This window comes from Microbacterium sp. NPDC090281, assembly GCF_044769635.1.
In the GTDB taxonomy this organism is placed as follows: Bacteria; Actinomycetota; Actinomycetes; order Actinomycetales; family Microbacteriaceae; genus Microbacterium.
This window is the reverse complement of the sequence record NZ_JBIVYH010000001.1, coordinates 2,928,022-2,944,921: the sequence shown is the minus strand read 5'-3', so window position 1 is coordinate 2,944,921 and position 16,900 is coordinate 2,928,022. Positions and strand designations below refer to the sequence as shown.

18 protein-coding genes and 1 tRNA gene are annotated in these 16,900 nt (G+C 67.3%); 12 read left to right on the top strand and 7 right to left on the bottom strand.

Annotation, left to right across the window (positions count from 1 at the left end):
• Positions 1-13: 13 nt before the first annotated feature.
• The 11 genes from ACIQTX_RS14160 to ACIQTX_RS14110 all read left to right on the top strand — a co-directional run bounded on the left by ACIQTX_RS14160 (position 14) and on the right by ACIQTX_RS14110 (position 10,782).
• A complete protein-coding gene (locus ACIQTX_RS14160) occupies positions 14-1,711 on the top strand; it encodes a CTP synthase (RefSeq protein ID WP_036275166.1) in 1,698 nt (565 codons plus the stop codon).
• Positions 1,704-2,285 carry an NUDIX domain-containing protein gene (locus tag ACIQTX_RS14155; protein WP_402972910.1) on the top strand — a complete coding sequence of 194 codons (582 nt, stop codon included), beginning with the start codon at positions 1,704-1,706 and terminating at the stop codon, positions 2,283-2,285. Before ACIQTX_RS14160 ends, ACIQTX_RS14155 begins: the two co-directional genes overlap by 8 nt.
• Positions 2,286-2,287: 2 nt before the next feature.
• Complete coding sequence (gene xerD, locus ACIQTX_RS14150) at positions 2,288-3,190, top strand: site-specific tyrosine recombinase XerD (RefSeq protein WP_402972908.1); 903 nt, start codon at positions 2,288-2,290, stop codon at positions 3,188-3,190.
• 155 nt (positions 3,191-3,345) lie between these two features.
• On the top strand, positions 3,346-4,179 hold the full coding sequence (locus ACIQTX_RS14145) for a ParA family protein (protein WP_181157087.1): 834 nt from the start codon (positions 3,346-3,348) through the stop codon (positions 4,177-4,179).
• Entirely contained in the window at positions 4,163-5,020 is an 858-nt protein-coding gene (locus tag ACIQTX_RS14140) for a segregation and condensation protein A (protein WP_402972906.1), read from the top strand. Before ACIQTX_RS14145 ends, ACIQTX_RS14140 begins: the two co-directional genes overlap by 17 nt.
• Positions 5,010-5,654, top strand: coding sequence for an SMC-Scp complex subunit ScpB (gene scpB, locus ACIQTX_RS14135; protein WP_402972904.1), 645 nt, complete (start codon positions 5,010-5,012; stop codon positions 5,652-5,654). Before ACIQTX_RS14140 ends, scpB begins: the two co-directional genes overlap by 11 nt.
• A complete protein-coding gene (locus ACIQTX_RS14130) occupies positions 5,651-6,457 on the top strand; it encodes a pseudouridine synthase (RefSeq protein ID WP_402972902.1) in 807 nt (268 codons plus the stop codon). The genes scpB and ACIQTX_RS14130 overlap by 4 nt, the downstream gene beginning before the upstream one ends.
• Positions 6,454-7,590 carry a prephenate dehydrogenase gene (locus ACIQTX_RS14125; protein WP_105528595.1) on the top strand — a complete coding sequence of 379 codons (1,137 nt, stop codon included), beginning with the start codon at positions 6,454-6,456 and terminating at the stop codon, positions 7,588-7,590. Before ACIQTX_RS14130 ends, ACIQTX_RS14125 begins: the two co-directional genes overlap by 4 nt.
• Complete coding sequence (cmk, locus tag ACIQTX_RS14120; RefSeq protein WP_402972899.1) at positions 7,583-8,305, top strand: (d)CMP kinase; 723 nt, start codon at positions 7,583-7,585, stop codon at positions 8,303-8,305. Before ACIQTX_RS14125 ends, cmk begins: the two co-directional genes overlap by 8 nt.
• Positions 8,306-8,345: 40 nt before the next feature.
• The gene (gene der / locus ACIQTX_RS14115) at positions 8,346-9,818 is read left to right on the top strand and encodes a ribosome biogenesis GTPase Der (RefSeq protein ID WP_258131691.1); all 1,473 of its coding nucleotides are present in this window, start codon (positions 8,346-8,348) and stop codon (positions 9,816-9,818) included.
• A 61-nt stretch (positions 9,819-9,879) separates the two neighbouring features.
• On the top strand, positions 9,880-10,782 hold the full coding sequence (locus ACIQTX_RS14110; protein ID WP_402972897.1) for an NUDIX domain-containing protein: 903 nt from the start codon (positions 9,880-9,882) through the stop codon (positions 10,780-10,782).
• Between the two features lie 27 nt (positions 10,783-10,809).
• On the opposite strand, the gene ACIQTX_RS14105 is transcribed toward ACIQTX_RS14110, so the two are convergent.
• The 5 genes from ACIQTX_RS14105 to ACIQTX_RS14085 all read right to left on the bottom strand — a co-directional run bounded on the left by ACIQTX_RS14105 (position 10,810) and on the right by ACIQTX_RS14085 (position 14,471).
• Positions 10,810-12,231, bottom strand: coding sequence for a DUF222 domain-containing protein (locus ACIQTX_RS14105; RefSeq protein ID WP_402972895.1), 1,422 nt, complete (start codon positions 12,229-12,231; stop codon positions 10,810-10,812).
• A gap of 63 nt (positions 12,232-12,294) precedes the next feature.
• Entirely contained in the window at positions 12,295-12,666 is a 372-nt protein-coding gene (locus ACIQTX_RS14100; protein WP_402972893.1) for an RNA-binding S4 domain-containing protein, read from the bottom strand.
• Positions 12,666-13,334, bottom strand: a complete 669-nt coding sequence (locus ACIQTX_RS14095; protein WP_402972891.1) for a lysoplasmalogenase family protein — start codon at positions 13,332-13,334, stop codon at positions 12,666-12,668. Before ACIQTX_RS14095 ends, ACIQTX_RS14100 begins: the two co-directional genes overlap by 1 nt.
• A gap of 62 nt (positions 13,335-13,396) precedes the next feature.
• Positions 13,397-13,852 (bottom strand): hypothetical protein, encoded by a 456-nt coding sequence (locus ACIQTX_RS14090; protein WP_402972889.1) that lies wholly within the window; start codon positions 13,850-13,852, stop codon positions 13,397-13,399.
• Between the two features lie 34 nt (positions 13,853-13,886).
• Positions 13,887-14,471, bottom strand: coding sequence for a GNAT family N-acetyltransferase (locus tag ACIQTX_RS14085; RefSeq protein WP_402972887.1), 585 nt, complete (start codon positions 14,469-14,471; stop codon positions 13,887-13,889).
• Between the two features lie 106 nt (positions 14,472-14,577).
• Here ACIQTX_RS14085 and ACIQTX_RS14080 point away from each other — a divergent pair.
• Positions 14,578-14,654 (top strand) — tRNA-Pro (locus ACIQTX_RS14080).
• Between the two features lie 268 nt (positions 14,655-14,922).
• Here ACIQTX_RS14080 and ACIQTX_RS14075 read toward each other — a convergent pair.
• Both ACIQTX_RS14075 and ACIQTX_RS14070 read right to left on the bottom strand, forming a co-directional pair.
• The gene (locus ACIQTX_RS14075) at positions 14,923-16,113 is read right to left on the bottom strand and encodes a M23 family metallopeptidase (protein WP_402972885.1); all 1,191 of its coding nucleotides are present in this window, start codon (positions 16,111-16,113) and stop codon (positions 14,923-14,925) included.
• Positions 16,114-16,181: 68 nt separating this feature from the next.
• A complete protein-coding gene (locus ACIQTX_RS14070) occupies positions 16,182-16,664 on the bottom strand; it encodes a hypothetical protein (RefSeq protein WP_402972883.1) in 483 nt (160 codons plus the stop codon).
• Positions 16,665-16,900: the final 236 nt, after the last annotated feature.

Sequence of the window (16,900 nt, the reverse complement as noted above, 5' to 3'; positions counted from 1 at the left end):
ATCGAAGCCCGTGATGAACTCTTCTTCTGCGGGACCCAAGAACGACACGACCAAGCACATCTTCGTGACTGGTGGTGTCGTTTCGTCTTTGGGTAAGGGACTGACAGCTGCCAGCCTCGGCAACCTCCTCACGGCCCGCGGTCTGCGCGTCGTGATGCAGAAGCTCGACCCGTATCTGAACGTCGATCCCGGCACGATGAACCCGTTCCAGCACGGCGAGGTCTTCGTCACCGACGACGGCGCGGAGACCGACCTCGACATCGGCCACTACGAGCGCTTCCTCGACATCAACCTGTCCGAGGCGGCCAACGTCACCACGGGCCAGATCTACTCGCAGGTGATCGCGCGCGAGCGCCGCGGCGAGTATCTCGGCGACACCGTGCAGGTCATCCCGCACATCACCGACGAGATCAAGCGCCGCATGCGCCTGCAGGCCTCCGAAGAGCCGCGCCCCGACGTGATCATCACCGAGGTCGGTGGCACGGTCGGCGACATCGAGTCGCAGCCGTTCCTCGAGTCCGCGCGTCAGCTGCGTCACGAGCTCGGGCGCGACAGCGTGTTCTTCGTGCACGTCTCACTCGTGCCGTTCATGGGCGCATCGGGGGAGCAGAAGACCAAGCCGACGCAGCACTCCGTCGCAGCGCTCCGCCAGGTGGGTATCCAGCCGGATGCCCTGGTCCTCCGCAGCGACCGTCCGGTCAGCGTGAGCAACCGCAACAAGATCGCCCTGATGTGCGACGTCGATGTCGAAGGCGTCATCAACACGGTCGACCTGCCCAGCATCTACGACATCCCCTCGACGCTGAACGATCAGGGACTCGACTCGTACATCGTGCGCCGCCTCGGTCTCGACCAGAAGGCCGCGGCCGACGTCGACTGGACGCGCTGGAGCAAGGTGCTGCACGCGGTCCACAACCCGAAGCACGAAGTCACGATCGGTCTCGTCGGCAAGTACATCGACCTGCCCGACGCCTATCTCTCGGTGACCGAGGCGCTCAAGGCCGGCGGCTTCGCGCAGGAGACCAAGGTCAACATCCGCTGGATTCCGTCCGACCTCTGCGAGACGCCGGAAGGCGCCCAGGAGCAGCTGGCCGAGCTCGACGGCATCTGCGTGCCCGGTGGATTCGGCATCCGCGGCATCGAAGGCAAGCTCGGGGCCCTGAAGTTCGCTCGCGAGCAGGGTATCCCGACGCTCGGACTGTGCCTGGGCCTGCAGTGCATGGTCATCGAGTACGCACGTGATGTGGCTGGCATCGTCGGTGCCTCCTCCAGCGAGTTCGACCCGGAGACCGCAGAGCCGGTCATCGCGACGATGGCTGAGCAGGTCGACATCCTCGACGGCGGCGACCTGGGCGGCACCATGCGCCTCGGTCTGTACCAGGCTGCCCTCGCTGAGGGATCGCTCGCCCGTGAGCTGTACGGTGCCCCGGAGGCCGCCGAGCGCCACCGCCACCGCTACGAGGTCAACAACGCCTACCGTGACCGCCTCACGGACGCCGGACTCGTCTTCTCGGGCCTCAACCCCGAGCTCGACCTGGTCGAGTACGTCGAGCTGCCTCGTGACGTGCACCCGTACTACATCGCGACCCAGGCTCACCCCGAGCTGCGCTCGCGTCCGACCGCCCCGCACCCGCTCTTCCGCGGACTCGTCGGCGCCGCGATCGAACGTCACCGCGCGAGCGAGCTGTTCGACGTCAGCGCCGATGACTGATCTGACGGAAGATCTCCGCGACGAGCCCTTCGAACCGGAGGTCCTCCAGAGCGACCTCGTCTACGAGGGCAGCGTCTGGGACGTGCGCTCCGACCGCGTGCGCTACGGCGACGGCGAGATCATCCGGCAGTACGTGGACCACACCGGCGCGGTGGCGATCGTTGCGCTCGACGACGCGGGGCGCGTGCTGCTCATCCAGCAGTACCGGCATCCGATCCGTCACCGTGACTGGGAGCTGCCCGCCGGCCTGCTCGATGTGGAGGGCGAGGAGCCGCTCGAAGCCGCACGCCGTGAGCTCGCCGAGGAAGCAGACCTGGTCGCCGCTCACTGGGAGCCGCTGGTCTCGTCGTGGACGACTCCCGGCGGGAACGACGAGATCATCCATGTGTTCCTCGCCACCGGGATCGAGGCGGCGAGTGCCGCCCACGACCGCGAAGACGAGGAAGCCGACATCCGCGTCGAGTGGGTACCGCTGGCAGACGTTGTCACCGCAGTGCTCGACGGCCGGATGCGCAATGGCATCCTCGCGATCGGAGTCTTGGCGGCGACGCAGAGGCTGCGCGATCGGGGCTGAGGATGCTGCTCGAGCGCGCCCTCGACGCCTACCTGCGTCACGTCACGGTCGAGCGCGGGCTGAGCGCCCACACGATTGCGGCGTATCGGCGTGATCTCGGGGGATACCGGGACTGGCTGGTCGCACAGGGGATCACCGACACCGCGGAAGTGACCCCCGCGGTGATCGATCGTTTCATAGCGGAGAAGGCGTCGGCCGAGCCGCCACCCGCATCGACGAGCCTCGCGAGGCTGCAATCCTCCGTACGGGGATGGCATCGGTTCCTCGCGCGCGAGGGCATCGAGACCGATGACCCGAGCGGCAGGCTCCGTCCGCCGAAGGCGCCGCGGCGACTGCCCAAGGCACTGACCATCGATCAAGTCGAGAGGCTGCTCGCCGCTCCCTCTGCGGAAGAACCACTCGGCATCCGCGATCGTGCCCTCTTGGAACTGCTGTACGCCACCGGCGCCCGCGTGTCCGAGGCGATCGACCTCGACGTCGACGATCTCGCGCACGGCGAGGTGCTCCGGCTTCGCGGCAAAGGGGCGAAGGAGCGCATCGTGCCGGTCGGCTCCTACGCGCGCACTGCCGTCGACGCCTACCTGACGAGGGTCCGGCCGGGGCTCGCGGCGAAAGGGCGAGCGTCGGCTCGGTTGTTCCTCGGGGCGCGAGGTGCCCCGCTCTCCCGTCAGAGTGCTTGGCTCGTCATCCGCGAGGCGGCAGAGCGCGCGCAGATCACCGCCGCTGTCTCGCCGCACACCCTGCGCCACTCGTTCGCGACGCATCTGCTGCAGGGCGGTGCCGACGTGCGCGTGGTGCAGGAGCTGCTCGGACACTCGTCGGTCGCGACGACCCAGATCTACACGCACGTCTCGGTCGATGCGCTTCGCGACATCTACGCGACTTCTCATCCTCGCGCACGCTGAGCCCCCGGAGCCCGGAGCGACCCTCTGCCGCGTGCCGAGGCGGCTGAGCAACGGCCCGGCCGGTACAATCGACCAAGCACGAAGGAGCAGGAGAACGGGTGGCTGAGAAAGTGGCGAAGTCCAGGGCGAAGGCGCAGAAGGCCGACGAGACCCCCATGGGACCCACCGGCCGCCCCTATCACGGGTTCCCGACCCCCGAACCGTTGAAGTCCCACGGTCCTGCGCGCATCATCGCGCTGTGCAACCAGAAGGGTGGCGTCGGCAAGACGACGACCTCGATCAACCTGGCCGCCGCACTCGCGGAGTACGGTCGCAAGGTGCTCGCTGTCGACTTCGATCCGCAGGGTGCACTGTCTGCCGGTCTCGGGATCCCGACACACGATGTGCCGACGATCTACGACCTGCTTCTCGACACCAAGCGCGACGCCCACGACGCCATCGTCCCTTCCGGGGTCGAGGGTCTCGACGTCATGCCCGCCAACATCGACCTCTCCGCTGCCGAGGTTCACCTCGTGAACGAGGTCGCGAGGGAGACCATCCTCGCCAGAGTCCTCCGCCAGGTGGCGGGGGAGTACGACGTGATCCTCATCGACTGCCAGCCTTCGCTCGGCATCCTGACGGTCAACGCGTTGACTGCGGCTCACGGCGTGATCATCCCGCTCGAGTGCGAGTTCTTCGCGCTGCGTGGCGTGGCGCTGCTGATCGAGACCATCGACAAGGTCCGCGACCGCTTGAACCCCTCGATCACGATGGACGGCCTGCTGGCGACGATGTACGACCCGCGCACGCTGCACTCGCGCGAAGTCCTCGAACGCGTGGTCGAAGCCTTCGGAGACGACGTGCTGGAAACTGTGATCGGACGCACCGTGAAGTTCCCGGATGCCTCGGTCTCGGGTGTGCCCATCACCGAGTTCGCCCCCGAGCACGCAGCCGCTCAGGCGTACCTGCGGCTGGCGCGGGAGCTGGTCGCCCGTGGCGCCGTCGCCTAGCGAAGGACCTGTCGACGCGTCGCTCGAGGAGAGCGTGGGCGATGCGGCGCCCGTGGACAATGCCGGCTTCCGGGTTTCGCTGTCGAACTTCGACGGCCCGTTCGACCTGCTGCTGAACCTCATCTCGAAGCACGAGATGGACATCACCGAGGTCTCGTTGAGTGCCGTGACGAACGAGTTCATCGCGTACCTGCGTGAACTCGACGACGACGAGGAACTCGACCAGGCATCCGAGTTCCTGGTGGTCGCGGCGACTCTGCTCGACATGAAGGTCGCCGGACTCCTGCCTCAGGGCGAGCTGGTCGATGCCGAGGCCGTCGCGCTGCTCGAAGCCCGTGACCTGCTGTTCGCCCGGCTGCTGCAGTATCGGGCCTTCAAAGAGGTGTCGACGTGGTTCGCCCGCTGCCTGCAGCGCGAAGATCGCCGACATGTGCGCGCCGTCCGTCTCGAGGAGAAGCACCGACGTCAGACTCCGGAGCTCGTGTGGTCGCTGAGCGCCGACGACTTCGCGGCACTCGCGCTGCTGGCCTTCGCTCCCAAGGAGATCCCGCACGTCGGGCTCGACCACCTGCACGCGCCGCTGATCAGCATCCGCGAGCAGGCAGCGATCGTCGTGACGCTGCTGCGCCGCACCGAGTCGGTGAGCTTCCGTGAACTCGTCGCCGGGGTGACCGAGCCTGGCATCGTCGTCGCCCGATTCATCTCGGTGCTGGAGCTGTACCGGCATGCAGCGCTGTCGTTCGAACAACTGGAACCGCTCGGCGAGCTCACGCTCCGCTGGGCAGCCGACTCCTGGTCGGATGAGACACTGGCGACCCTGGGAGCCGACTATGACCGATGATCTGACAGAGAGCGCCATGGACGAGGCCAGCATGGACGAGGCGGCCAACGCTGAGACCACCGCGGACGTGGCGACGGAGCTCCCGCTCGCTGAGCGGATCGAGGCGATCCTCTTCATCGTGGATGAGCCGATCGGCCTCATCGCGCTGGCCGCCGCTGTCGATTCGCCTGTGCCTGCCGTGCGTCAGACCCTCGAAGCTCTGGTCGAGGACTACGACGGTCGTGGAAAGGGGCCGCGTCGCGGTTTCGAACTGCGAGAGGTCGGCGGCGGGTGGCGGCTGTACGTCCGTGAAGATCTCGATGCCGTGGTCGCGGCGTTCGTCGGCGGACAGGCCCCTGCACGCCTGTCGCAGGCGGCGCTCGAGACACTGGCGGTCATCGCCTACAAGCAGCCGGTGACTCGCAGCCAGGTCGCCTCGATCCGTGCGGTGAACGTCGACTCCGTCGTCCGAACCCTCCTCGCCCGCGGTCTGATCACCGAGCTTTTCGCGGACTCCGAGACCGGCGCGATCAACTACGGCACGACTGACGCGCTTCTGCAGCACCTGGGCATCAACTCGCTCGACGAGCTGCCCCCGATCTCCCCTCTGCTCGATGACGGTGCAGACGGTTTCGACGAAGGGACCATCCGATGACCGACTTCGACGCCTCGACAGATTCCGAGGCAGCTCCCGAGGGCGTGCGCCTCCAGAAGGTGCTCGCCGCCGCCGGGGTGGCTTCACGTCGCGTGGTGGAGCAGTACATCACCGAGGGGCGCATCCGCGTCAACGGCATCGTGGTGTCAGAGCTCGGCAGGCGGATCGATCCGGAGAACGACCTCGTCGACGTCGACGGCACCGCCGTGCAGCTCGATGTCTCGAAGCGCTATGTGATGCTGAACAAGCCCACCGGTGTCGTCAGCAGCATGAAGGACGAGAGCGGTCGCCCCGACCTCCGTCGTTTCACCGCCGACTACGAAGAGCGCCTCTACAACGTCGGACGCCTCGACGCCGAGACCAGCGGACTGCTCATCCTGACCAACGACGGCGAGCTCGCCCACGTGCTCGCACACCCGTCGTTCGGCGTGACCAAGGTGTACATCGCCAAGGTCGAGGGGACAGTACTGCCCCAGACGATCTCGAAGCTCACCAAGGGCATCGAGCTGGAAGACGGCCTGATCGTCGCGGACAAAGCAAGACTGCTCGACACGTCTCGCGGCACGAGCCTGGTCGAACTGACCCTGCACTCAGGGCGCAACCGCATCGTGCGTCGGATGCTCGCCGCGGTCGGTCATCCCGTCACTGAACTGGTCCGTCGACAGTTCGGCCCGCTCCACCTGGGAACCCTCCCGGCGGGGAAGACGCGGGAACTGAGTAAAATCGAACTCGGCGCGCTTTTGACCCTGTCGCGCCAGGATTCCGCTGTCGCCGAGGCGCCAGGCGAGCAGGAGAGAGAATGACCGATACGACGAGTGCGCCCACGGGGCGGAGAGCGGGCTTCGTCGCGCCACGCCTCTCCGGTACCGTGCGCATCGTCGGCGCGGGTCTGCTCGGCGCGAGCATCGGGCACGCGCTCAGGGCGAAGGGGATCGATGTCGTCCTGACCGATGCCTCGCCCGCTCAGCTGCGTCTCGCGGTCGATTACGGCGCAGGCCGGATCGCAACTGACGACGATGCTCCGTCGTTGATCGTGGTGGCTGTTCCGCCTGATGTCACGGCCGACGTCATCCAGGCCGAACTCGAACGATTCCCCGCCGCCGTCGTCACCGATGTCGCGAGTGTGAAGCTCGAGCCGTTCCGCGCGCTCCAGGAGCGCGGCGTCGACCTGACCCGTTACATCGGATCCCACCCGCTCGCCGGCCGTGAGCGCGGCGGTGCGATCTCGGCTCGTGCAGACCTCTTCATCGGCCGGCCATGGGTCGTGTGCCGCGACGAGGACACCAAGGCCAGCGATCTCGCCCTCGTCGAAGCACTCGCCCTCGACGTGGGTGCGACGCCGCTCGAGATGACGCCGCAGGAGCACGACCGCTCGGTCGCGCTCACCTCGCACGTGCCCCAGGTGGTGGCGAGCCTTTTGGCCGGTCGCCTGGCGGAAGCCGAGGAGGGTGCGCTCCGCCTCGCCGGCCAAGGAGTCCGCGACACGACACGAATCGCGGCATCCGCGCCCGAACTCTGGGTGCAGATCCTCGGGGCGAACGCCGCGCCCGTCGTGGAGATCCTCGACGCGCTCGCAGCCGACCTCGGTGAGATCTCAGACGCGCTGCGTGAGCCAGGGGCTCCCGGGGCCCGCCGCATCGTCGCCGAGACGATCCGCCAGGGCAACGACGGGGTCGAGCGCCTTCCCGGAAAGCACGGGCAGAACCAGCGCTTCGAGACGCTCGTCGTCATGGTCGACGACACGGCCGGTCAGCTCGGGCGCCTGTTCGGCGAACTCGGCGAGCTGGGCGTCAACGTCGAAGACCTCCGCCTCGAGCACTCGCCGGGTGCGCAGTTCGGCCTCGCCGAGATCAGCGTCGACCCGGCAGCGCTGCACGGCGCGATCACCGGACTGCAGGAGCGCGGCTGGCGCATCGCAGGGAGCACCAATGACTGACACCTCCACCTCATCCGCCGCGGAGGCGCACGTGACCGACGCCGAGAAGTTCATCGCGATCGACGGACCGGCCGGCTCCGGCAAGTCCAGCGTGTCGAAGGCCGTCGCCCGCAAGCTCGGCTTCGGTTACCTCGACACCGGATCCGCCTACCGCGCACTCGCGTGGCATGTGCTCGATCGTGGTGCCGACACCGACGATTCCGAGGCGGTTCGAGCCGCAGCATCCGACTTCCCGGTGCAGCTGGGCCTCGACCCCGACGACCGGACAGTGCTCGTCGGCGATGCCGAGATCACCGAGGCGATCCGCGATCCGCGGGTTTCCGGAGCCGTGAGCGGTGTCGCACGGGTCCCTGAGGTGCGTGCGCAGGTGAACGAGCTGTTCCGCAAGCTCGTCTCCGATTCGTCGTACCCTGCCGTCGTGGTCGAAGGCCGCGACATCACGACTGTGGTCGCACCGGATGCCCCGGTGCGGATCCTGCTCACCGCGGCCCCCGAAGTACGGGCCGCTCGACGTGCCGGCGAACTCGCCGGCGAGAATGCGGCTGCTGTCGCCGCGGCGTTGCACAAGCGCGATGCCTCCGACAGTGCCGTCGTCGACTTCCTGAACGCCGCAGAAGGCGTCGAGGTCGTCGATTCGACGGAACTCGATTTCCCCCAGACCATCGACGCCGTACTCACGGTGATCGAGCAACACCGAGGAGCACACCGTGGCTGACGAAGAATACGAAGGCGGCCCCGACCAGCTCGCCGAGAAGATGGAACAGATCGACGAGCATCTCGCCGAGCAGCGGGCTGAGACCCTGCGTGCCGGGCTCGCCGACTACGACCTGGACGACGAGGATGCAGCGCTCCTCGCCGGTATCACCCAGGGCGAAGACGGCATCCTGTTCAGCCCGGCGCTTCCGGTCGTCGCGATCGTCGGGCGACCGAACGTGGGCAAGTCCGCGCTCGTGAACCGCATCCTCGGCCGCCGCGAGGCCGTCGTGGAGGACACCCCAGGCGTGACCCGCGACCGCGTGACGTACAAGGCCGAGTGGGCGGACCGCCGCTTCTCGCTCGTCGACACCGGTGGGTGGGAGCCCGACGCCCGAGGCATCGACCGTTCGGTGGCGATGCAGGCTGAGATCGCCATCGACCTCGCCGACATGGTGCTGTTCGTCGTCGACGCGATGGTGGGTGCGACGTCGACCGACGAGCACGTCGTGAAGCTGCTTCGCAAGAGCGGCAAGCCGGTGTTCCTCGTCGCCAACAAGATCGATGATGCCCGCCAGGAGCCTGAGATCGCTGCTCTGTGGAGCCTCGGCCTCGGCGAACCGCACCCTGTGTCGGCCATCCACGGACGTGGTGTCGCCGACCTGCTCGACGCCGTGCTGAAGAAGCTCCCCGAGATCTCGGCTGTCGCGAAGCAGGAGATCGGTGGACCGCGTCGCGTCGCGATCCTCGGCCGCCCGAACGTGGGCAAGTCGTCGCTGTTGAACAAGGCGGCCGGTGAAGAGCGCGTGGTCGTCAACGACCTGGCCGGCACCACCCGCGACCCGGTCGATGAGGTCGTCGAGCTCGGCGGGAAGATGTGGCGCCTGGTCGACACGGCCGGGATCCGTCGTCGTGTGCACATGGCGCAGGGTGCGGACTTCTACGCCTCGCTCCGCACCTCGGCCGCGCTCGAGAAGGCCGAAGTCGCCGTCGTCGTGCTGGACGTCTCGGAGTCGATCAGCGAGCAGGACGTGCGCATCATCGACCTCGTTCTGGATTCGGGACGTGCCCTCGTACTGGCGTTCAACAAGTGGGACCGCCTGAACGACGAAGACCTCGAGAACGCCGAACGCCGTCGCTACCTCGAGCGAGAGATCGAGCAGGACCTGGCGCACGTCGCCTGGGCCCCGCGCGTGAACATCTCCGCGAAGACCGGCCGGCACCTCGACAAGCTCGTGCCCGCACTGGAGACGGCGCTGGAGAACTGGGACCGTCGCATTCCGACGGGCAAGTTCAACGCGTTCCTCGCCGAGCTCGTCGCCGAGCACCCGCACCCGCTGCGTGGTGGAAAGCAGCCGCGCATCCTGTTCGGTACGCAGGCGTCGACACGCCCGCCGACGTTCGTGCTGTTCACGACCGGGTTCCTCGACCCCGGGTACCGCCGGTTCATCCAGCGCCGCCTGCGCGAGCTTTACGCGTTCGACGGCACGCCGATCGTGATCAACATGCGGGTGCGCGAGAAGCGTCAGCGCTGATCTGTTCCGGCGCGTGTCGCGCCGTGGTGCTGCGGCCCCGATGCTGTGAAAGGCTGAGGGGGTGACCGTCGTACCTCCTGCCGCTGGTGAACCGCGTCGCCCTGAGGGGCCGCGTAACCCGGGTGACGCCTGGGTGATCGCAGAGTCGGGGGAGAAGTACTGGGGGCGCTTCGGCGCTGCCGGTCTTCTCGCCTACGACCCGGCACGTGGGATCCTGCTGCAGCACCGCGTTTCGTGGAGTCACTTCGGGGGCACTTGGGGTCTCCCCGGAGGAGCGCTGCACGAGGCGGAGAGCGCGATCGATGGTGCCATCCGTGAGGCGCAGGAGGAAGCCGGTGTGCCGGACGGCGCGGTACGCGCGCGGCTCACGAGTGTCCTTGATCTGGGCATCTGGTCGTACACGACTGTCGTCGCCGACGTGCAAGTACCGTTCGATCCGGTGATCAGCGACCCGGAGAGTGTGGCGCTGGAATGGGTGCCCGTCGACCAGGTCGATGCGCGGCCGTTGCATCCGGGATTCGGTTCATCGTGGCCGGCGCTGCGTGCACTGCTCGAGGTGCGGCCGGCGATCGTGGTCGATGCCGCGAACGTGGTCGGTTCGGTGCCGGACGGGTGGTGGAAGGATCGCGCCGGGGCGGCTGCTCGCCTTCGCGCCCGCCTGGAAGAGCTGGCTGTACCCGCTGATGCTCTGGAGCTCGCGGGAGACGTGTGGTTCCCCGAGGTGTCGATGGTGGTCGAGGGGCAGGCTCGTGGCATCGACACCGACTCGAGCACCGTCGCCGTCGTCCGCGCCGAGGCCGCAGGTGACGACGCGATCGTCGCCGAGGTCGAGCGTCGCGTCGCCGAGACGCAGACTGTCGTGGCTGTGACGAGCGATCGGGAGCTCCGTGAACGAGTGGAGCGCGCCGGTGCCGCTCAGATCCGTTCAGCGGGATGGCTTCGCGAACTCCTCGCGGATCACTGACCGGTTCGCCTTCCGTGGAGCAGTGACTCAGACGAACATCACGCGTCTGGGCGGTGGGTCGGCGTAGTCACGTCCCAGGGGGCTGCACCACGTGACGCTGCCGTCTTTCTCCTGCTGGGCAGTCCACCGGTGCGCATCGGGGATGCCCGGATGCTTCAGGGTGTGGTGACTCCGACAGAAGTGGCCGAGGTTGTCGAGTCTGGTCCTCCCACCCTTCGCGTGATCGTGATTGTGGTCGATCTCGCTGCGGTGCACCGGCATGCGGCAGCCCGGGAATCGGCAGTGCCGGTCGCGCGCTCGGAGGAACCGCCGCATGCCTTCGGTCGGCGTGTAGGTGTCTGTTTCGACCACCATGCCGGTCGGATCGAGGAACAGGCGTGTCCAACCGCTGTTGCGCCCCGCAAGCTCGCGAGCGATGTCGGGGTGCAACGGGCCGTGACCGTCGAGTTCGGCCGGGCTGTCGTCGATGCCGGCGAGCGTCGTCGCGGCGACCGTGACCTGGACGCGGGCTTGGATGCCGTCGAGACCGTCTCCGTTCGCAGCGCTCGGATCTGCGGTCAAGAGCAGATCGGTGAAGAGGTCGGCCTCGGTCTGCGCCCACGTCCGGGTGTCGGCCGGGAACTGCTCGATCGTGGGGTCGGTTGCGAACGTGTCGCCGTCAGCGCCGCGAATCACCCCGACGTCGTAGAGATCGAACGACGGGTCGTCGAGGGAGAAGTCCTCCGGGCGGAGGCCGTCAACGTCGGTCTCGAACCACCACGGCATCGGCGTGATCTCTCGGGCGTCTCGGGCGTGCATGACCTCGCGGGTCATGCGGTTCAGCCTGTCCGAGATCGCGGTCGCGATCCACTCGGGGAGTACAGCGGTGAGCAGAGCCAGCCCGTCGTCGAGGGACTTCACCGTCACACATCGTTCTTCTGCAGCACGCCGATGCCTGTCCACGAGCGTCTCGCCGACGAGGGCGGCGGCGACCTGACGTGCATGAGCCCTCGTGCGGGCTGCCGTGTCGTGTTCTGCGACGGCGAGCACCGCCGTCTCGAACAGTTCCATCACGGCGGCGTCGGCCTTCTGATTGCGGACGGCTTCCGCGACGAGTGCACTCGCCCTGGCGATCTCGCGCACGTGCCCAGCGCCGATCGCACCGCTCGCGAACGCGGCGCGGATGCCGGGGAGGTGGGTGTGCAGCGCCCGCGCGTCTGCGAAGGCGAACTCCATCGAGCCTTTCGAGACCTGCCCGGCAGCGGAGAACTCGGCGATCATCGAGCGGTAGATCGCCTCGCGGTGAAACGGGCTCGTTGCGACATCGGCATCGTGGATGGTGATCTGCTCCATCAGCAACTCGGCCGCCTCCGCTTCGAGCGCGGCGATCCGACGTCTCGTGGCGACCCACGCGTCCAAGACGCGTCGACGATCCTCGAGTTCGAGGTCGAGATCGGTGGGGTTCGCCATACGGTCGAGTTTAGAACAAAACTACGAAATAAGGGAGTGGTGGAAGGGATGGATGCCGAGATATCAGTCTGGTCGGTCGTCGTCCCGACCTCGGAGCTTGTCGATGTCGCGGCGCTCGCGCTTGGTGGGGCGACCTGCACCGCGATCGCGCAGACCGAGGGCCGCCTGCGGTTCCCGCGCCGGAGTCTTGTCCTCGAATGCCAACGCGGCGACCGGCGGCCCCACGCGCTTGACGAGGAGCTGGCGGACGATGAGGATCCGGTCGAAGCCGGCGATACGGATGCGCACTTCATCGCCCACTCGCACCTGCTGCGCGGCCTTGACCTTGTCGCCGTTGACGCGAACATGCCCTGCGCGGCATGCCGTCGTGGCGGCCGAGCGTGTCTTGTAGATCCGGATCGCCCAGAGCCAGCTGTCAACGCGTGCAGCGTCCATCAGGGGTTCCTCTTCCGAAGCGCGATCAGGGCACCGGCGACGATGAGACCCTGCCCGATCGTGTAGGTGATCATCACCGCTGGGCTGCTCCACGACGGCAGCGAATCAGGGAGGAACAAGCGGAGCGCGAGGATCGTGTCGCTGGCCAGGAAGAAGGCACCGCCTACCGCGACGATGGGGTGGCAGCGGGCGGAGAAGGCAGCGGTTCCCCCCAGTACGAGTCCGTAGACGGCGACCCCGAGTAACAGGCCGCCGGTATGTGGTCCGAGGAACATGATCATCGCGATCCACCAGGCGGCGTAGACGAGAGCCCACCACGGCATCCTCCGGATCGCCAGATGCCGAGCGAACAGCACGATGTATGCCACGTGCGCGATACCGAAGAACAGCAGCATCAGAGGCAGCTCGGGCGCCCAGGGGAAGAATGCTCCTGCGCCGTCGCCGAGCCAGGAGAAGGCCAGGGCGGCGAGCAGGAGGAACAGGGTCGTGCGCGGCCTCAGCCGGCGCGCGGAGACGAGCACGGGAACGGCCAGCATGGGCATCAGCAGGAGCTTCGTCGGCCCGGCGAGCGGGTTGCCCGCGGCCAAGAACACGACGTGGAGGACCGACACCACGACGAAGGGGAGGAACGCCCACGCGAAAGCGGTGGATGTCGCGCGACGCTGCATCTCCCCATCGTATGGTCGAGGGGCTGACGGCTCCGTCGGCGGGGTCAGCGCGCGCCCGCTGCTCACGATTCGACGGTGACCTGAGCGACGCTGTCGTCGACGCTCAGGTGCACAGCGGGCCAGTATCCCTCCGGGAAGTGCTCGCCGCAGCTGTCGACCAGGTGCAGGATGACGGTGCCGTCTGCGGCTGCTTCGATCGCCTCGATCGTGAGGTCGGATGCCGCATCATCGAGTTCGTGGGGTTGGAGCTCGCCCGTGCTGAAGTTCGTGACGACGGCGTCGGTCGCGATGCGTCGCAGCGCGGAGAGCCGCTTGACCGTATCGCGCATCCGGGGGAGGAGAGGGGCGACCTCGTCGGACGTCGTCCCCTCCAGCATGAGTTCGAGCTCGGTGCCTTCGACGGACACCGTGCCGACGAACCAGTCGTGTGTCAGCACCGTGCCGTCCGTGAGCTCGGAGCGGGCTCGGGCGAACGTGCCGAGTTCTGGATCTTCGATGGTCGTGCTCTCGTCGCTCATGCCATCACGCTAGCGGCTGATGAGCGTCTCGCGATCACGTGGCGAGCTCGAGTGCGACGAGCACGCGGCCCGGCTTGAGGTCGGTCTTCTCGGTGAAGCCGGCCGCGAGGAAGGTTCCGAGCGTGCCGTGGAACAGGTCGTTGGCCCGCTGCTTCTCGCCTCGGGTGTCGACGGGGTATCCCTCGATGACGCGGGCTCCGGACTCTCGGGCGTAGTCCACGGCTGCCTCGAGCAGTTCGAGGTTGAGGCCGGAACCGCGGTGCTCCCTGCGTACGACGAAGCACGTCACCGCCCATACCGAGTCGTCGTCGAACGGTTCGGTGCTCGCCGCTGCGATGATGCGCGTGCGGGGGATCCGGGCCTGGCGGGTGCGCGGGCCGATGCGGATCCAGCCGGCAGCATCGCCGTCGACGTAGGCGACGATTCCCGGAGGAGGACCGTCATCGATCTCGGCCCGGAGCATCTCGGTGCGCTGCGGGGTGGTCGTCGCATTCCAGTCCTTGTTGCTCAGGACCGGCCAGATGCACTGGCAGCTGGCGCCGTCTCCACCACCCGTGAGCGCGTGCTGCACGTCTTCCCAACGGGCGGGGGTCGCCACCTCGGTCGTGATCATCGCCATGCCGAGACGCTACGCCGGCCGTCCGACACTCGCAACGGGCCGGTTCGCGGAGGGGCCCAGGATGCGGCTAAGATAGGGGAGTTGCCTGCGCGAGAGTGCAGGCCAACGGGCTGTGGCGCAGCTTGGTAGCGCACTTGACTGGGGGTCAAGGGGTCGCAGGTTCAAATCCTGTCAGCCCGACCACAAAGCCCCGGAGAACCGCAGAAGTACGGCGGAACTCCGGGGCTTTCTTCATGTCCGGGTTCGACGCCGATGGCGTCTGTCCGTGTGGGACCCACCGGACGCCTACGCGGTTCGACGACAGACGCGAGTACGTGCTGAGGTCTTCGTCCTGCGCGAGCGGCGCAGAGCCACCGCCTGACGACAGAGAAGACCCCCACCTGGCTGATTGCCGGGCAGGGGTCTTTCTGCGTTCTCATGGCACCGGGTAGCTGCCGCAGTCCGCCGCTGATCAGCGGCGGATGGTCGGTGAGGGGTAGCCCAACAAGCCCCACTCCGCGTAGGTGATGGGCCTGTTCACGGTCGGCCCGGCGTACCAGATGGTGGGATCGCCGTTGAACATGTACAACTGGTCACCGGGGAATCGCGTCGCGACCGTCGGAGTCGGGAAGCCTTCCGCCTCCCATTGTTTGCGGTCGATAGGCCCGCCTTTGCCCGCTGCGTAGTCGGTCAGGAAGGCGATGTTCCCATCCCAGGAGAGCTTTACGAAGCCTTGTGTCGCGCGTTTCTGGAACGGCTGGAACCCGGATGTCTGCCACTCCGCGTACGTCAGTGCGTGTTTGACACCACCCGCATCCTGGACGAATATCTGGGCTGACCCCGCCCACTGGTAGTAGACCGAGTCCTTGATCCATCCGGCGATTCGCGGTGTCGGACGCCCGACTCGATTCCACTCTTCGAGGGTCAGGTGCCGCCATATCCACCTCGACTGATCGGTTCCGAACATGGTGACCGCGCTGATCGTCGTCGACCAGGGATACCTGACGTACTCGGTCGGCGCAGAAAACGGTGGAGGCGACCCGGCTGCCTGCCACTGCGGGAAGCTGAGGGCGGTGATCGTCGTCGGCGTCACGGCCCACACGGTGTTGTCGTACCTGGTGACGTAGTACTTGACGGGCTCGCTGGGCTGGGTCGGGCCGACGACGTAGTTCTCGAAGTCGACCGATGCGGCGAATCCCTGTTGAGAGGGTGTGCCGTTGACCCAGAGGGACACGTGGACGTGAGGTCCGTAGCCGCTCTCGCTGCCGAATCCCGACGCGCCGGAGTATGCGATGACCTGTCCGCGGCTGACCCGCGTTCCCACTGCGACGATGCTCGAGAGCAGGTGCAGGTATCGGAGGTAGTTTCCGTCGTCTCCACGGAGAGCGATGTAGCGCCCGGTGGCCGTCGACGTCGAGTCTTTGCGATCGATGATCACGCCATCCGTCGCGGCTCGGACTGCCGTGCCGACCTCTACTGCATAGTCGGTGCCTGGCTCTGCGGAGGGCGGATTCCGGTTCTTGTGCCCCTGCCACGAATCGGAGATGCGAACATCACCGCACGGGCGGAGGTACGTTCCAGCGGCAGTCGCACTCAGTGCCGGAGAAAGGGCGTCAGCGCTGACTGCGGCGGCTCCGAGCAGGGCCCCGGCCCCGAGGAGCATGGCACGGCGCGAGAGGGTCGGCTGCGGTCGGCTTATCGATGAAGAATCATCTGCATCCGCATCGCACACTACCGATCGCCCCCTTCGTTCTCTCCTCGGATCAGTCGCTGGATCTGGTCTTCGGGCAGCTCGGTGATCGATCCGGATGACAGCTCGAGAACTGGTGCCGACGGGGTGCCGCCGATCGTGCACAACGAATGACCATCGATGCCGCCGGTGCGCGCGGGAACGATCACGAGCCACTCGGGATCCACGGTGCGGTGTTCGATCCTGGTGCCCGCGAGGTCGAACTTGACGTCGGAGCTGAACGTCGACACGGTGGCGTCGACACAGATCTGAGCCAGCTCGTCGTGGCTGAAGGCCCCGAACTCCGCGCCGGGCGTCGCCGGTGCCTCAGTACTCGTGGCGTCTGGCGTGGGCTCGGGTTCCGGGGGCGTGGTGGCTGTGGACGTCGGCGCTGTCGGCGCGGCAGCGCACCCGGCAACGGCCGTGGCCAGGGCGCCGACGACTGCGACGACCGCGATCAGACGTGTGAAACGACGGGGATTCATGCTTTCGAATGTAGCGGTCAATGCCCCGCCTGTTGCGATCCTCGAGCGGAAGTCGAGGACCTCGTCGCTCCACACGGCTCGCAGGGGTGCGTCGAGGTCTGCGGCGAGGGTGTCGTGCCGCTCGATCACGAGCGTCCGGCGACCGTCTGTGCGGTTCGCTGCCCTACCCGGAAGATGCCATCACCGTCGGCGGCAGAGGGAGTGAGGTCGTGACTGGTGCGCACACGCCCGATCGA

Coding starts and splice junctions, on each gene's coding strand:
- ACIQTX_RS14160 (WP_036275166.1), top strand. CDS start 14: ATGAACTCTTCTTCTGCGGGACCCAAGAACGACACGACCAAGCACATC.
- ACIQTX_RS14155 (WP_402972910.1), top strand. CDS start 1,704: ATGACTGATCTGACGGAAGATCTCCGCGACGAGCCCTTCGAACCGGAG.
- xerD (WP_402972908.1), top strand. CDS start 2,288: ATGCTGCTCGAGCGCGCCCTCGACGCCTACCTGCGTCACGTCACGGTC.
- ACIQTX_RS14145 (WP_181157087.1), top strand. CDS start 3,346: ATGGGACCCACCGGCCGCCCCTATCACGGGTTCCCGACCCCCGAACCG.
- scpB (WP_402972904.1), top strand. CDS start 5,010: ATGACCGATGATCTGACAGAGAGCGCCATGGACGAGGCCAGCATGGAC.
- ACIQTX_RS14130 (WP_402972902.1), top strand. CDS start 5,651: ATGACCGACTTCGACGCCTCGACAGATTCCGAGGCAGCTCCCGAGGGC.
- ACIQTX_RS14125 (WP_105528595.1), top strand. CDS start 6,454: ATGACCGATACGACGAGTGCGCCCACGGGGCGGAGAGCGGGCTTCGTC.
- cmk (WP_402972899.1), top strand. CDS start 7,583: ATGACTGACACCTCCACCTCATCCGCCGCGGAGGCGCACGTGACCGAC.
- der (WP_258131691.1), top strand. CDS start 8,346: ATGGAACAGATCGACGAGCATCTCGCCGAGCAGCGGGCTGAGACCCTG.
- ACIQTX_RS14105 (WP_402972895.1), bottom strand. CDS start 12,231: ATGGCGAACCCCACCGATCTCGACCTCGAACTCGAGGATCGTCGACGC.
- ACIQTX_RS14100 (WP_402972893.1), bottom strand. CDS start 12,666: ATGGACGCTGCACGCGTTGACAGCTGGCTCTGGGCGATCCGGATCTAC.
- ACIQTX_RS14095 (WP_402972891.1), bottom strand. CDS start 13,334: ATGCAGCGTCGCGCGACATCCACCGCTTTCGCGTGGGCGTTCCTCCCC.
- ACIQTX_RS14090 (WP_402972889.1), bottom strand. CDS start 13,852: ATGAGCGACGAGAGCACGACCATCGAAGATCCAGAACTCGGCACGTTC.
- ACIQTX_RS14085 (WP_402972887.1), bottom strand. CDS start 14,471: ATGGCGATGATCACGACCGAGGTGGCGACCCCCGCCCGTTGGGAAGAC.
- ACIQTX_RS14075 (WP_402972885.1), bottom strand. CDS start 16,113: ATGCTCCTCGGGGCCGGGGCCCTGCTCGGAGCCGCCGCAGTCAGCGCT.
- ACIQTX_RS14070 (WP_402972883.1), bottom strand. CDS start 16,664: ATGAATCCCCGTCGTTTCACACGTCTGATCGCGGTCGTCGCAGTCGTC.